We start from the raw sequence: 15,485 nt of genomic DNA, 5'->3' as shown, positions 1-15,485 counted from the left end.
TCTATGCTCTATGTGCTCGTTGTGCAATGAGTTCCTGATGTGCTCTGTTGGCATCTTCAGCCAACTTATGATTTACAAAAAATGCAGGATTTATTTTATTAGCTAAACCTCTTGATCTTGCCATATTAGCGATTTCAAAATGTAAATGAGGTGCTCTTGTACCACTAGCATTACCAGATACGCCTGATAACCCAATAACATCACCTGATTTTACAATATCACCCGCATTTACACTTGCTTCTTGAAGATGTGCATATCTCAAGAAAATGTTACCATCATAATTAAACGCACTGCCTTGTTCTATTTCGTCGGGGCCATATGTTAAAGCGTATTGATTTCTAGCGTTTTTAAGATCGTCAATGCTATCTATTTTTATAACCACGACCAATCCAAACCCCGGACCGGTATAAATTTGATCAACTACACCATCTAGGCAGGCATAAAGTTCTGTACCAGCTTCTGCAAATATATCTAATCCAGTGTGGTTACGTACTGAGCCATTACTTCTTCTTCTTACGCCTCCAAATGTACTTCCTTTAGGACGATAATTTCCACTAAATGTGAATAGTGTAATTTCAGGATCTTGTACAGGATCTGTCCATTCACTTGTTTTTACTTCTTCTTGCGTTTCTTCTTCTTCTTGTATATCGGGTAAATCTGTCGGAATATCAATTTGTGCAGTATTAGTAATTGTGATTGTTTTACCTCCTGTTGCACATTTGATGGTTGATGAGTCTAAAAGTGCTAATTTACCATCAACGGCTACACTATCTGCTGTGCGTTTCCATTTTGTGGGAGAAATTACACTGGCACATGGAGGAGGGTTTTTTTTCCATTTTTTACAAACTCCGCTAAAAACCAAATTGGATTTGCTCTTATCCGCATCAGTCGCCCACTGTGTATCTTGCATTTCAACTTCTGCATGTGATACTACTAGTTTACCACTGCTAGAACATAATGGGCATTTTAATGTAGCACCATTGATTACAAATTGTCCTGGCATAATTAAGATTTTTTGATAATACTAAAATTACTATTGTATACTTTTCGGCCGTAATTTTCATTTATAGAAATTGCAGCACTTTCGATCCATGAATTTTTTTGCTGTAAAAAAGTAAAAGATTCTTCAGCATTTATATATTCTTCTTTTTTGGGGTGCTGAGCACTGAGGTTTAGTTTTACCTGACCTGTATCTTCTACAGATGTTAAAGATATTTTCTGATCAACAACAATTTTACCATATCTAGTTTGTAATTGTTGAGGTAATATGATACTTTTTTCTGAAGAGTATTGTTGATATAATGGTTTTAATAAAAGTCCAAAATGTGTATATGAAGCTATTTCTTCTATAATTTTGGATTCATCGGCTAATGTTTCGTCTGTTTTTTGAACAAATCGCTCTACATACTCTCCTTTATATCTTTCCGCTATATAGCTTTTTATTTCCTTCCATTTTTCTTGTAGTTCCTCGATATTGTCTATGCTTTTAATTTCTCCTTGATGAGAAATGCTAATTCTTATTCTATTATATATTGAAGCAACTTTTTTTAAGATGTCTCGCATGGCAAGAGAACCTTCTGAAAACTTAAAATATGAATGTGATACATATATATGCAAATATCTCATATATGGAGTTTCCTCTTTAGAAGTTATCTCAACAATGACTTCTTTTTTACAATTACATGTTATGCTTTTTGAGTAATTAACAGGATAAAAACTATCTAATGTATATGTTTCAACTCCATTTTTAGGAAGTTCTAATCCTGCTTCTTCTATATTGAATTTATATCGTATCATGATGTTTTTATATTGTTATCCTTTGCTGATTTTTACATTACCGCCTCCTTGAAAAGAAGCTGTAGCGCCACAAGCAATTTTCATGTTTTGTCTACTTTGTATCTCTGCATTTCCGCTATTTTGAACTAACTCTCCACCTACCGAAGTAGTCATATTATCTTCTACTGTGTTGGTATGACTACGAGAAGAGGCTTCATAGCTCATCCCCGTTTTTATTTTGGTATTTTGCCCTATATTAAAAGTAGCATCTTGCTCTACATTCATCTCAAAATTTTTAGCATTGAGAGTCATTTTTTCTAGTGCTGTAATGGTAATGTTGTTATTGGCTGTGTCAATATGTATTGTATTTGCATTTTGGTCAATGATTGTGATGAACTCTTTACCATCGGCATCATTAAGTTCTATAGTATGCCCGCTACGAGTTCTTATGGCTTTGACATCATTATTTTTGGTATTCCATCCTGCGGATTTTGCGTTTCCGTTGTATAATGTTCCCATTACAAAAGGTCTTTCAGCATTACCGCCTTCAAATCCTATGAGTACTTCTTCTCCAATTTCCGGGATAAAATGAAATCCTTTTTCTCCTCCTGAGTGTGGTGTTAATACCCTTAACCATGGGGTGAACTCCCCTAAAGGTTTTTGCCAGTAGAACTGTACTTTTATTCTACTTAATCCCTCTGGGTCGGCATTATCAGTGACTATTGCTACCTGATGATCACTTTTTGGATGTAAACGTATGTTTGTTTTTGGCGACGCATCTTGTGCTATAGATACTCCCTCAAAGGTATTACTGTATTTTCCGTTTTCTGTTGTTTCGTGTTTTATTTTGGTGATTCTAAAGGTATAGTCTCCTGGACCATTTTGTATTTTGACTACTTTTCCTAAACTTACTCCCGGATTATCACTTTTTCCACTCATAATCACCTGATTGATTTCTTCAGATTTTTTCTGTTGTTCTACAAGTGTATCAAGTCGTTGTTTAATTTGTGGATCATTGTAGGTGTTTATAAATACATTAGTTTTGTGAGGGTATATTTCTTCACTTTTTTTAGAAGCAAATCCGTTATAGCTGTTCATTCCTGTGTTTACAGCCTGTGTTGCTAATTCATGTTGTTGATCATTGAGATAATCGTTAGTAAAGAAGGCATAGCTATTGGATCTTGGATTGATATTTCTTGAGAATTCCTGAAGATCCTGCCCATAGTTCAAGAGTACTTGCTCATTATCTTTGGGTTTTCCAAATACAAGATCTTCTCCATCATAATAGAACCATTCACCATATTGTTTTGCCAGACGACTAGCATATTGAAAGCTACTTTCTCCATTTTGCACACTGTAATGAAGTGTATCAGAGAACCCGGGGTTGATTACTGTATTTAATTTTGATCTATCGTATAGCTGAAAAGTATTATCAATGATATTCGCTAAGCTGGCATCACTATAGGATGCAAAATGAGGTCCGTCATCAGTGATAATAGAACAGCTTTTTGCTTTGATCACAATCAGATCAGAGTGTTGGTACAAAAATCCATTGGTACTTTTTACTTCTGTTACCACTCCTTTGAACTTAAGTTCTTTATATGCTTTAAAGGTATTTAATGAGGTTATTTTAAGGACTAAGATTTGTCCGAGATAATCTTTACTTTCATCATCGGATGTGCTGGTTATATTTTCCAGGACATCTTTTCTACATACTAACTCCAGATCATGATGTTGATCTATTTCTTGTTCTAGTGATATACTTTTAAAAGCTAATATAGGAACCCCTCCTATAAATAGTTGAATCTTTGATTGAAGTGCCATGCTAGATTTTAAATTTTATAAGTTGCGTGAAAAACATTTATTGTAAAAGTATAAATAGACAGATATGGATACAACCCTGTTTTCAGGGATATTAGTATTGACTATTGATAAAAAAGTTTTTTGTGGATTATTATTAATTGTGTGAGTTGGCTAACTGCAAGCTGTGAGAATTAGGTAGAAGGCTTGATTATGTATGGTATTAATGGTATAAAATAAAAACCGTCTCTACTTGTAGAGACGGTTTTCTATAATAACCAAATAGTAACACTAACCATCAACTATGAATAAAATCTGATTATTATTTCGTAACTAACTAACTAAATTTATGAAAAACCTTAACTTTATACTTAAAGAGACGTGAAGGCTAGAAATACGTTACAAATTATGAGATGTTTTAACATTTTTAGAGATGTTTTTAACGTTTATATTCTCGTATTGGCAAAATGTAAACAGTAATGGCTTTATTCTTTAAATTAATCTAAAAAATGAAAAAGAGAACCTTGATATTAGGAGCTTCTTTAAAAAAAGAAAGGTATTCGAATCTAGCTATTCAAAGCTTGGTGAAGCATAATCATGAAGTAGTTGCAGTCGGTTTAAAAACAGGCTCTGTAGCAGGAGTACCTATTCAAACTTCGATAGAGGGAATTAAAGATATAGATACGATAAGCTTATATCTACACCCTAGTAAACAAGAATCTTATTATAATTTTATTATCGAATTAAGCCCTAGACGACTTATTTTTAATCCAGGTACAGAAAACAATGCAGTATATGCGATGTTTGAAAAAAATGGAATACAGGTAGAGGAGGCGTGCACACTAGTACTACTTTCGACGAATCAATATTAGCCCAATAAAAGTCATCAATCCATTAAAAGGTAATAATTCATATCCTATTTGATAACCTCCGAGTAATTTTGGAGGAATATTAGCAATAACTATAGTAATAAGCAAAGAACATAATGCTACTATCCAACTGTATTTGTCATGTATTTTGTATTTTGTAAAGATACCAAATGCATACAATCCTAATAATGGTCCATAAGTGTATGTTGCTACAGTAAGTAAATTACTAATTACATTTTCATTAAGTACATATTTAAATATGATAATCACAACAATTAATACCAAACTCATCAGAATATGAGTTATTTTTCGAGTCTTAATTTGATCATCTTTATCTTTTTTCTCTATTGCTAAAAAATCAACGCAAAATGAAGTTGTAAGAGAGGTTAAAGCACTATCAGCACTACTATATGCCGCAGCAATTAAACCTAAAAGGAAGAAAATGGTTAACATAATACCTAACCCTCCAGTTATAGCAATTTCTGGAAATAATAAATCGGTTTTTACCTTACCATCTACAACAGGGATAGCGATATCAAATCTCTCTGCATAAATAAATAATAAAGCTCCTAGTGTTAGAAACACAAAATTGACTACAATAAGAATAGTACTAAATGAAATCATGTTTTTTTGTGCATCTTTCAAATTACGACAAGTCAGGTTTTTTTGCATCATGTCTTGATCTAATCCCGTCATACAAATTGTGATGAACATTCCTCCGATAAAAGATTTGAAAAAATGATTCTTTACAAGAAAGCTGTCAAAAACAAATATGTCATTATATTTTTTTAGATCTTCTGCATGCAAAAAATCAGAAAAAGACCAATCGATACTATTGTTAATATAATAAATAGCAACTGCGACGGCTAAAAGCATAAATAAGGTTTGTAAGGTATCTGTCCAAACGATAGTTTTGATTCCTCCTTTGAAAGTGTATACCCAAATTAAAACTATAGAAAGAATTACAGTAATTTCAAAAGGCACATTCCACTCATCAAAAACATATTTTTGTAATACAATAGCTACCAGATATAATCTAAAAGCAGCACCAAGTACTCTGGATATAAAAAAGAAAAAAGCACCAGTTTTATAACTTACGATACCAAATCGTTGTTCTAGAAACTGATAAATTGATGTGACATTTAATTTATAATAAATTGGCATTAATACAAATGCAACTATAAAATACCCTGCAAAAAAACCTAATACGACCTGCATGTAACTAAATTGAGAGCCTTCTACCCATCCTGGGACAGATATAAAGGTAACACCGCTTAGAGATGCTCCAATCATACCAAAAGCTACGATATACCAAGGGGATTGTTTATTCGCTCTAAAAAAAGCATCATTTTCTGCATTTTTACCCGTGAAATAAGAGATTAATAGAAGTATTCCAAAGTAGCAAGCGATTAGGAGTAAAATATGAATGGGCTGCATGAATTTTGATTATAATAAGTCACCAAAATACAAAATTAGACTTAACTATAATACTTTGTATTTATTGCAATTTTCTGATTTAAGATATCTGTTGATAAGGTATCAGGACAATAGTGAGTAATTTTATTTGTTTCTTACATCGCTTTCTATCATGCCATCTCTTAAACGAATCACTCTATGTGCATGATCTGCAACTTCTTCTTCGTGAGTAACTAGAATTACAGTATTTCCTGCAGCATGAATTTCATCGAATAATTGCATAATCTCTAAAGAAGTTTTAGAATCTAAATTCCCTGTGGGTTCATCTGCTAATATTATAGAGGGTTTATTTACTAGTGCTCTTCCAACTGCAACACGCTGCCTTTGTCCTCCTGATAATTGATTAGGTTTATGATCCATACGATCAGAAAGACCGACATCTGTTAATACCTCTTCTGCTCTTACAACTCTATCTTTTTTGGAGATACCTGCGTATACCATAGGTAAAGCTACATTATCCAAAGCGGTAGTTCTAGGTAAAAGATTAAATGTTTGGAATACAAAACCAATTTCCTTATTTCTAATATCCGCCAATTCATTATCAGTCATTTTACTTACATCGTTACCATTAAGGATATAACTACCAGAAGTAGGAGTGTCAAGACAACCCAAAAGATTCATTAATGTAGATTTTCCTGAGCCCGAAGGTCCCATGATTGCTACATACTCTCCACGTGCAATATCAAGATCAATCCCTTTTAAAACATAAACAGTCTCTTGACCTAATTGAAAGTTTCTAATGATTCCTCTGATTTCTATAACATTTTGCATAAAGTATTCTTCAAAGAGGGTTAAGATACAATTTTAGATTGATGTGATTTTGATCCCAACCGTATAATTAGTTAAAACACTATAAGCAATATGACGCCTTAGAGGCATTGTTGTTACAGTATATGCTTAGATAAAATATTATAATGTTAAAAATTTTTAGAGGAAGATGTTTTTTATACAAAAGTTTAACAATGAGATCTTCTGTGTAGCAAAGGGTCATGATTTTTGTCATTTTTTGACATATGATGTAGGGGTATTTTTACCTAAAGCATTTAAAACACAAAAATCTTATTATGAATATACGAGCTAATTTGGCTGATGATGCAGTCATAAAAGAAGCAGACATTGTTGCAACAGAAGAAAGAGAAAAAACAAATGATTTTATTAAAAGAGATCATTATAATACAGACGAAGTTATCAATAGTAATATTGCTACTTGTGATTTGAGTATTCCTAAAGTAATTTTACGACATATCTGGGTAAAATTATGTAGCGGAAAATCAATACGAACTTTACTAAAAGACAACACAGATACAGGTGTGAATCATTGGACAGTTACAGAAATTAAACCAAAATTTGATAACTCAGGAAAAATTATTGCTTTTTCAAGAAAAAGTGAAATTTCATCAAATGAAAAACACCTTGTTTTAAAAGAATTTTTTAGAAAGCTCATATCTATAGAAAAATCTATGGGAATAGAGGTTTCTGAAAAATATATGACCGATTTTTTAAGTAAAAAGCACAAAACACTTGACGAATATGTCGAAGATTGTCTAGCCGATACCTACGAAAACAAATTATTACTCAATTAATTTTAAACGAGTTTAATTGAGTAGTAGAAAGTATTCTAATCTGTTTATTTATGAAACCCATAAAAAGTAATTTCCTTTCATATTTATATTATGAAGGGAAATTACTTTTTAAACGTTCTTTTGTTGATGGCTTCCCTTATTTTTTTATATATATTTGATTATGAGTTGTTTGATAAGGTTTTTGTGCTATAAATAACTTAGTAATACTATGACTTTTGTCATTTTTTGATAGTCAATTTGCATTTAGTTTTGTCTCAAATCTTGAATAACCAAATTAACTATGATATGAAAGTACTAAAACGACCTGAACCTATTGATGTAGAAATTGTCTTAGATCCTAAAGAGACAATCATGAGTAAAACAGATCCAAAAGGAATTATAGAGTATGCCAATGATTACTTTATGCAAATATGTGGATATGAAGAACATGAATTAATAGGACAGCCACACAATGTGATTCGGCATCCAGACATGCCAAAAGTTATTTTTAAGTGGTTATGGCAAAGGTTACAAGCCAAAGAAAATATTCATGCATTAGTAAAGAATCTCGCAAAAGATGGTAGATATTATTGGGTAATTACCGATTTTGAAGTAAAAGTAGATGAGGTAGGAGATATCGTTTCTCTTTTTGCAAGAAGAAAAGCACCCCCAAGAGAGACTATAGAAAAAGTAAGTTCTTTGTATAAAAAACTCTTATCTATTGAAGAGTCTAGAGGTGTTGAAGTCTCTGAAAAGTATTTAGTCGGGTTTTTAGAAGAAAAAGGAATGACTTATGATGAATTTATAGAAGATATATGCTTATCTGAAGAAAAGAAACCTGTCGACTTAAAAGAACTACAGTACCATAAGAGAAAAGGATTATTTGTAAGACTATTCAGATAGTATCAATTCTATTTGATATAAAATTATACTTAGAATTTAATTTTTTTGATTTTAAACCATACAAGCCTAAAGATTTTTTACATGATAAACTTTGGGCTTTGTTTTAATCCGCATTGTTGAGTTTAATTCTCTGAAACTTGCCTTAAAATCTAGTATTGTATAATGGTTAGGTACCTTTGAGTTTGCATCAAGTTAGTTTACTTCTTTTGTGAAATAATGATAGAATAAATTTTTTGAATGCTCTGGATTTTCAAAGATTATACATTATGAAACCCAACTAATAATAGATAGATTATTACCCAAATTTATTATGAAATTAATTATAAATAGAATTGATGATTGTTATTAAGTATTTGAAGATAAGTTAGAGATAAAGGATTGATTAAACTTTGTTTCATAGTTACGGTTAAAATTAGTTTCACATTAATTATTAATAATACACAAATATGAAAATACTAAAACGCCCCGAGCCTATCAATGTAGAAATTGCCTTGGATGACAAGAAGATGATTATGAGTAAAGCAAACCCAAAAGGAATCATTGAGTATGCTAATGATTATTTTATAGAAATTTGCGGATATGAAGAACACGAATTGATTGGTCAACCTCATAATGCAGTACGTCATCCTGATATGCCAAAAGTTATTTTTAAATTATTGTGGGAACATCTCAACGCAAAGAAAAATATACACGCGATAATAAAAAACTTAGCAAAAGATGGTAGGTATTATTGGGTAATTACAGATTTTGATGTAAAAACTGATGATACAGGAGAAATAGTTTCTTTTGTAGCGAGGAGAAAAGCACCACCAAGAGAGACAATTGAGAAAATAGACCATTTGTATAAAAAAATACTTTCTGTAGAGCAAGCTAGCGGTATCGAGGTAGCAGAAAAATATCTTTTTGGTTTTCTCGAAGAAAAAAATATGACTTATGACCAATATATAGAAGAAATATGCCTGGCTGGAGAAAAGAGCACGTATGATCCTAAAGATTTACAATATCACAAACGTAAATCTGTATTTTCAAGAATGTTTAGATAAGTAGTTTTGTTTATAGATAGGGATGAAGCTTGGAAATAGTAATACTATTTTCGAGCTTTTTTTATATTCTGATGTTAAAATGCTCTTTTACTTGTTCTTTTCTAAAAAATACAAATCCTAATAGATAGCTATCGATAGTAACTTTTACTTCAGGAGTTTCTTTTACCTTTTCCCAAAAAAAATTATGTTCTTCACTTTTATGAGGTTTATTTATAATGATGATACTATCATTATGCATAGTGCTAAGCAGAGGCTTTAAAACATTTTTTTTAGGATATGTTTCATCTAGATCCAAATAAATGAGGTCATAAGAATTTTTTTCTTCAATTTGACTATCTATTTTTAATGAATCATTTCCAGAAGTAAATATAGTTTTGATCTCTTCAAATCGGTCAGAAACGATAAGAATTTTTTTAATCTTTAGATATGGGATGATACGATTTAAAAGCTTTGTAACTTTAAGATTGAAAGGAAGTATTTGATGAAATTCTCTATAAAAAGGAATAATGTCAGAATAAGATAACTTCTTTTTGGTATCGTAAAAGCATTTTGTAACTAATCCATACACAAAAGGAGAGTGTACCCCATGTTGATTTGTAGATGCAAAGAGAAATTTACAATACTCTTTAATTAGGAATAACATTAGTAATCTTATTTTGGTACTTTGATTATATGACGAATTAACTTTCCATTTTTTCAGAAAGCTCGAACCAGCGCATTTCGCATTCTTCTATTTCTTGAATGATTTTTTCTAGCTTTTTAGATTCTTCATTGATCTTATCTCCTTCAAGTACACCTTCATTAAATAAATTCTCTATTTCTTTCCTTTTGAGTTCTAATTTTTTGAGGTCTCTTTCAATTCTATTAAATTCTTTTTGTTCATTATATGATAAGGCTGCCTTATTATCTTTTTTCCAATCATTTTTTGCTTTTGGTTCAGAAGATTCATTTGTTTTTTGATCAGGCGCTTTGCTACTATCATAAATTCTATAATCAGTATAATTACCAGGAAAGTCCTGTATAATCCCTTGCCCTTTGAATACAAATAAATGATCTACAATTTTATCCATAAAATACCTATCGTGAGAAACGACAATAAGACATCCCGGAAAATCAAGTAAAAAGTTTTCTAAAACATTGAGTGTAACAATATCTAGATCATTGGTAGGCTCATCAAGGATTAAAAAATTGGGATTTTGAATTAGTACGGTACATAGGTAGAGTCTTTTTCTTTCGCCACCACTTAATTTTTCAACAAAATCATATTGTTTTTTGCGATCAAATAAAAAACGTTCTAATAATTGCTGTGCAGAGATTTGTCTTCCTTTTTTTAGAGGAATATAATCTCCAAATTCTCTTATGACATCGATTACTTTTTGACCTTGCTTAATATTGATTCCACTTTGCGTATAGTATCCGAACTTTATGGTATCTCCAATTATGATTTTACCTTGATCGGGCAGTAAGGCTCCGGTAATCATATTTAGAAATGTTGATTTTCCGGTACCATTTTTACCAATAATCCCGACACGTTCTCCTTTTTTGAATACATAATCAAATTGATCCAGAAGTTTTAGGTCTCCAAAACTTTTGGATACTTTATGAATTTCGAGGATTTTACTCCCCATACGTTCCATATTGATTTCTAGTTGTACTTGATGATCATTACGACGTTTGTGTGCTCTTTCTTTGATCTCATAAAAATCATCTATCCTTGATTTAGATTTTGTAGTACGTGCTTTAGGCTGTCTACGCATCCAATCTAACTCTTTTTTGTAGAGTTGTTTTGCTTTATCGGTAGCGATTTGCTCATTGGCAATTCGAGCTTCTTTATTATCCAAATAATAAGCGTAGTTACCTTTGTAACTATACAATTGACCTGCTTCTAATTCTACAATTTCATTACAAACATTCTCAAGAAAATAGCGATCATGAGTAACCATAAAAAGAGTGAAGTTTTCTTTTGCAAAATACTCTTCTAACCATTCTATCATTTCTAAATCCAAATGGTTTGTCGGCTCATCCAGATATAATAAATCGGGTTTGCTAAGCAATATATTAGCCAAAGCTAATCGTTTTTTTTGCCCACCTGATAATTCACTAACTTTTTTCTGTAAGTCTTCTAATTTAAGCTTGAATAAAATCTGTTTATATTGTGTTTCAAAATCCCACGCACTTAAAGCATCCATTTTTTCAAATGCCTTTTGATACATTTCGGCATCATCGGGATTTAGTAATGCTTTTTCATAAATATTTATGGCTTGTAAAATCTCATTATCGGATGCAAAGATAGTTTGCTCTATCGTTAAGTTTGGATCGAGATTTGGTTCTTGTGGTAAGAATGAAACCTTCAGGTTTTTGCGATAGACAACTTGTCCGCTATCCGGTTCTTCATCACCTGCAATAATATTGAGTAAAGATGTTTTTCCTGTTCCGTTTTTGGCGATAAATCCTATTTTTTGCCCTTGATTGATCCCAAAAGAGATATCATTAAATAAAATGCGTTCTCCAAACGCTTTGGCAATATGTTCTACTGATACGTAATTCACAATAATAAATAAAGCTGTAAAGGTACAAAGTTGAAGACTAACAAAACAATAAAGTTGTTACGAGTATCTTATGATGTTTTAGAAAATATTGTTCCTAATTATTTTAATTCTATGCATTCTTTTGATAAATGAGTTAAGATAGCATGTAGTGCTTATAGATTAAACTTTTTTCTTTCTTCGCGTTACAGAAAATAAAAAGATGAATACTGTGAGAAAAATAGCAATTCTGGCCAAGTAGTTTCCTGCTCTTACATAAACAGTAACTTTATCATTTGTAGTAAGTGTTCCTTTTAATGCCCCTTGCTTTTCATAACCCAACTGATCTATAATTTGACCCTTTTGATTAATAATAGCAGAGATTCCTGTATTTGCACTTCTTGCAATACTTCTTCTTGTTTCAATTGCTCTTAGTTTTGCATAGTATAAGTGCTGTCGATGCCCCTGTGTATTGCCCCACCACGCATCATTTGTTATAATAGCCAAAAAATCCGCTTTATTTCTTATATAACCAGTTGCAAACTCACCATAAATACTTTCATAACAAATCAGTGGACCTACACCAATACTATCTTTTGTAAAGAACACTTCTCTATCGTCTTGCGTTGTTTTTTTTGCTACCGTTCCACCCAGATCAATCATTGCATCACCTAATAGAGGTTTAAGAACACTTTGATAAGGAAAATTTTCTACGCCAACAACTAATTTGCTTTTGTGATATAGCTCTGTAGTGCCATTGGGTCTTACAAAAAATGCAGAATTATAATCATCAAAATAAATACCTTCTTTATAGATGTTGGTTTGTTTTCGTATCTTATCTTTAGTATTAAAAACATCGATCATAGAGATACCTGACAAAAAATGAGCATTTGGATATTCGTGTAGTATTCGAGATGCAGAACGTTTTGCGATAGAAGTTTCAAACTTTTTAAGTCTATTATTATCGGCAAAAACAGTTTCAGGTGCAATAATAAAGTTTGTATTTGAGGTAATAGCAGTTTTTGTAAGTGAATCCAATAATTTACTAACCCTAGAATCGGTTGTGTTGTATTTTTCAGTGTAAGGATTTATGTTTGGTTGTAAAAGAACTACTTCTATAGATTTTCCTTTTTCTTCGTAAGTACTAAGAATAATTAATGAAATAAGAATTGGTACTATAATAATAAGACCGTTGCGAATTGCTGCTCGGTATAGAATAGTTTTGTCTTTGTGTTGTTTGAAAAGGAGTATACTTTTGAAAATACTAATATTGGTGATCCATACCCAAAGTGTTCCTCCAAAAGTTCCGGTATACTCATACCATTGTATCCATGAAGTAAACCCTGCAAATCCGTTACCAAGATTAAGCCAAGGCCAGGAAAGCTCCCATTGCAGATGAAAATACTCAAAACTCATCCAAATGCAGATTAAAAATATGCTACTAATAGTAAAAGTGGTCCTTTTGGCTACTACATGATATAGCAAGAAAACTAATGTCATCAATAAACTATTGATGATTTCGGCAAACCACATTCCAAAAGCGGTAGAATTATAAATCCACCATGTAGCTATCATATTCCATATAAAAAATGTAACATACGAGAATCCAAAAACTTTTAATGCACTGCGTTTTACTTTTCTGAGATTATATTCTAAAAGGAGGAGAGGAATAAACCCAAAAAATAAAAATAAAGGAAAGCCATAAGTAGGCCAACTTACAGCAAGTAATACTCCGGATAGGATAGCAAACAATATGTTTTTCATATTTTAAAATACACTTGGTATAATGACGAAAATAAGCTTATTTAATTACAATTAGTATAATTGATTACTTCTTTTTTGTTAAGCTTCGATTCTTCTGTTTTAATTCAATAGGAATAGACCAAAATAGTTTCCTATTTTTGCTGAAATCTAAAATTATATGTGGATCAAAAAACAAATTCCTAATATTATTACATTACTTAATTTGTTTAGCGGATGTCTGGCAGTAGTTTTTGCTGTAGAAGGTTTTCTCGTAGTGGCAGCGTTTTTTGTAATATTAGGCATAGGGTTTGACTTTTTTGATGGTCTTGCCGCCAGAGTTCTCAAGGTTCAAAGTGAGTTAGGAGTACAGTTGGATTCTCTTGCAGATATGGTCACTAGCGGATTAGTACCAGGTATCATTATGTATCAGTTATTATCGCGAGTATTCGGAAAACCTTTTTATGTGCTTCCAAACACTTGGGATTCTGAGCAAATTTTTGCAAGTTTTGATTGGTCTTATATTTCTTTAGTAGGATTCTTGATTACTTTGGCCTCTGCTTACCGATTAGCTAAATTTAATATAGATACTCGACAAACCACCTCATTTATAGGTCTGCCAACACCTGCTAATACTTTGATGATTATAAGTTTGCCCTTAATTTTGAGTTTTCAACATGAGCTATGGATCAGCACTTTATTACTCAACAAATGGTTTTTGCTCGGGATAACTTTATTAAGCTGTTATTTATTGAATGCAGAAATTCCCTTATTTGGTCTAAAATTTAAGAATTGGGGATTTGCAGATAATAAAATCAGATACATTTTTTTACTGCTTTCTGTAATTTTGATTGTAATTCTTAAGTTCTTAGCCATTCCTTTGATTATACTATTATATATAGTATTGTCAGTATTTTTCAAAGAAAAACAAGCTTAAGGGATGGGTATACAAATGTTTTGTTTGTTTTTCAGTAGGACAAATAATGCTAATATTTTTTAATTAAAATCAAGCTTTTTCTTTCTAAGCTCAAAGTTTTGTCCTAAATATACTTTTCTCACCATTTCATCTTCTGCTAATTCTTCGGGTATTCCTGCTTTTAGAATACTTCCTTCAAACATGAGGTAAGTTCTGTCTGTTATAGCAAGTGTTTCTTGAACATTATGATCGGTGATAAGAATACCAATATTTTTGTTTTTAAGTTGTGCTACGATACGTTGAATATCTTCTACCGCAACCGGATCAACTCCTGCAAATGGTTCATCCAGTAAGATAAAATTAGGGTCTGTGGCAAGGGCCCGGGCAATTTCAGTACGTCTACGTTCCCCACCACTAAGAAGATCTCCACGGTTTTTTCTGATATGACCAAGTCCAAACTCTTCAATCAACGCTTCCATCTTATGGAGCTGTTCTTTTTTAGAAAGCTTGGTAAGTTGTAAAACACTCAAAATATTATCTTCGATACTTAATTTTCTAAATACAGAAGCCTCTTGTGCAAGATAACCAATACCATTTTGTGCACGTTTGTACATAGGATATTTGGTGATATCGATATTTTCAAGTGTTATTTTTCCACTGTTCGGTTTTACTAAACCTACAATCATATAAAACGAAGTTGTTTTACCTGCCCCATTTGGTCCTAAAAGCCCAACGATTTCTCCTTGGTTTACTTCCAGAGAGATTCCTTTTACTACTTTTCTGCCTTTGTAAGACTTTATTAAATTATCGGCTTTTAACTTCATATTAAAAATGACTGTTTTAAGAAAAAAATGTTGCTAAAAGTAAAGAAGTTA

At 31.7% G+C, this 15,485-nt stretch carries 14 protein-coding genes; 5 read left to right on the top strand and 9 right to left on the bottom strand.

From position 1 onward, the window contains the following. Window position 1: 1 nt before the first annotated feature. The 3 genes from FHK87_RS15515 to FHK87_RS15505 are packed head-to-tail and all read right to left on the bottom strand — an operon-like array spanning window position 2 to window position 3,600. On the bottom strand, window positions 2-1,003 hold the full coding sequence (locus tag FHK87_RS15515) for a PAAR-like protein (protein ID WP_140594667.1): 1,002 nt from the start codon (window positions 1,001-1,003) through the stop codon (window positions 2-4). A gap of 2 nt (window positions 1,004-1,005) precedes the next feature. Then, window positions 1,006-1,797, bottom strand: coding sequence for a hypothetical protein (locus FHK87_RS15510; RefSeq protein WP_140594666.1), 792 nt, complete (start codon window positions 1,795-1,797; stop codon window positions 1,006-1,008). 15 nt (window positions 1,798-1,812) lie between these two features. Next, window positions 1,813-3,600: a type VI secretion system Vgr family protein gene (locus FHK87_RS15505; protein WP_140594665.1), complete on the bottom strand. Its 1,788-nt coding sequence runs from the start codon at window positions 3,598-3,600 to the stop codon at window positions 1,813-1,815. 485 nt (window positions 3,601-4,085) lie between these two features. On the opposite strand from FHK87_RS15505, the gene FHK87_RS15500 reads away from it, so the two are divergent. After that, entirely contained in the window at window positions 4,086-4,448 is a 363-nt protein-coding gene (locus FHK87_RS15500; RefSeq protein WP_140594664.1) for a CoA-binding protein, read from the top strand. Here the strand turns inward: FHK87_RS15500 and FHK87_RS15495 are convergent. Both FHK87_RS15495 and FHK87_RS15490 read right to left on the bottom strand, forming a co-directional pair. After that, window positions 4,425-5,882, bottom strand: coding sequence for a sodium:solute symporter (locus tag FHK87_RS15495; protein WP_140594663.1), 1,458 nt, complete (start codon window positions 5,880-5,882; stop codon window positions 4,425-4,427). The two genes, FHK87_RS15500 and FHK87_RS15495, sit on opposite strands and share 24 nt — an antisense overlap. Window positions 5,883-6,005: 123 nt before the next feature. Further along, the gene (locus FHK87_RS15490) at window positions 6,006-6,692 is read right to left on the bottom strand and encodes an ABC transporter ATP-binding protein (RefSeq protein WP_140594662.1); all 687 of its coding nucleotides are present in this window, start codon (window positions 6,690-6,692) and stop codon (window positions 6,006-6,008) included. Window positions 6,693-6,985: 293 nt separating this feature from the next. On the opposite strand from FHK87_RS15490, the gene FHK87_RS15485 reads away from it, so the two are divergent. From FHK87_RS15485 to FHK87_RS15475, 3 genes are all read left to right on the top strand, one after another. Next, the gene (locus FHK87_RS15485; RefSeq protein ID WP_140594661.1) at window positions 6,986-7,504 is read left to right on the top strand and encodes a hypothetical protein; all 519 of its coding nucleotides are present in this window, start codon (window positions 6,986-6,988) and stop codon (window positions 7,502-7,504) included. Window positions 7,505-7,789: 285 nt separating this feature from the next. Continuing rightward, window positions 7,790-8,386: a PAS domain-containing protein gene (locus tag FHK87_RS15480; RefSeq protein ID WP_140594660.1), complete on the top strand. Its 597-nt coding sequence runs from the start codon at window positions 7,790-7,792 to the stop codon at window positions 8,384-8,386. 446 nt (window positions 8,387-8,832) lie between these two features. Beyond that, complete coding sequence (locus FHK87_RS15475) at window positions 8,833-9,429, top strand: PAS domain-containing protein (protein ID WP_140594659.1); 597 nt, start codon at window positions 8,833-8,835, stop codon at window positions 9,427-9,429. Between the two features lie 61 nt (window positions 9,430-9,490). On the opposite strand, the gene FHK87_RS26295 is transcribed toward FHK87_RS15475, so the two are convergent. The 3 genes from FHK87_RS26295 to lnt all read right to left on the bottom strand — a co-directional run bounded on the left by FHK87_RS26295 (window position 9,491) and on the right by lnt (window position 13,718). After that, the gene (locus FHK87_RS26295; RefSeq protein ID WP_226294274.1) at window positions 9,491-10,072 is read right to left on the bottom strand and encodes a hypothetical protein; all 582 of its coding nucleotides are present in this window, start codon (window positions 10,070-10,072) and stop codon (window positions 9,491-9,493) included. Window positions 10,073-10,109: 37 nt separating this feature from the next. Beyond that, complete coding sequence (locus tag FHK87_RS15465) at window positions 10,110-11,978, bottom strand: ABC-F family ATP-binding cassette domain-containing protein (protein WP_140594658.1); 1,869 nt, start codon at window positions 11,976-11,978, stop codon at window positions 10,110-10,112. A gap of 159 nt (window positions 11,979-12,137) precedes the next feature. Next, window positions 12,138-13,718, bottom strand: a complete 1,581-nt coding sequence (gene lnt, locus FHK87_RS15460) for an apolipoprotein N-acyltransferase (protein WP_140594657.1) — start codon at window positions 13,716-13,718, stop codon at window positions 12,138-12,140. Between the two features lie 157 nt (window positions 13,719-13,875). Between lnt and FHK87_RS15455 the strand changes: the two genes are divergently transcribed. Then, window positions 13,876-14,631 carry a CDP-alcohol phosphatidyltransferase family protein gene (locus tag FHK87_RS15455; protein ID WP_140594656.1) on the top strand — a complete coding sequence of 252 codons (756 nt, stop codon included), beginning with the start codon at window positions 13,876-13,878 and terminating at the stop codon, window positions 14,629-14,631. 59 nt (window positions 14,632-14,690) lie between these two features. On the opposite strand, the gene lptB is transcribed toward FHK87_RS15455, so the two are convergent. Further along, window positions 14,691-15,434, bottom strand: coding sequence for an LPS export ABC transporter ATP-binding protein (gene lptB, locus FHK87_RS15450; RefSeq protein ID WP_140594655.1), 744 nt, complete (start codon window positions 15,432-15,434; stop codon window positions 14,691-14,693). Window positions 15,435-15,485: the final 51 nt, after the last annotated feature.

It is taken from the genome of Aquimarina algicola (genome assembly GCF_006443095.1).
GTDB classification, from domain to species: domain Bacteria; phylum Bacteroidota; class Bacteroidia; order Flavobacteriales; family Flavobacteriaceae; genus Aquimarina; species Aquimarina algicola.
The sequence above is the reverse complement of the archived record's forward strand: the minus strand, read 5'-3'. Positions and strand labels throughout refer to the sequence as shown.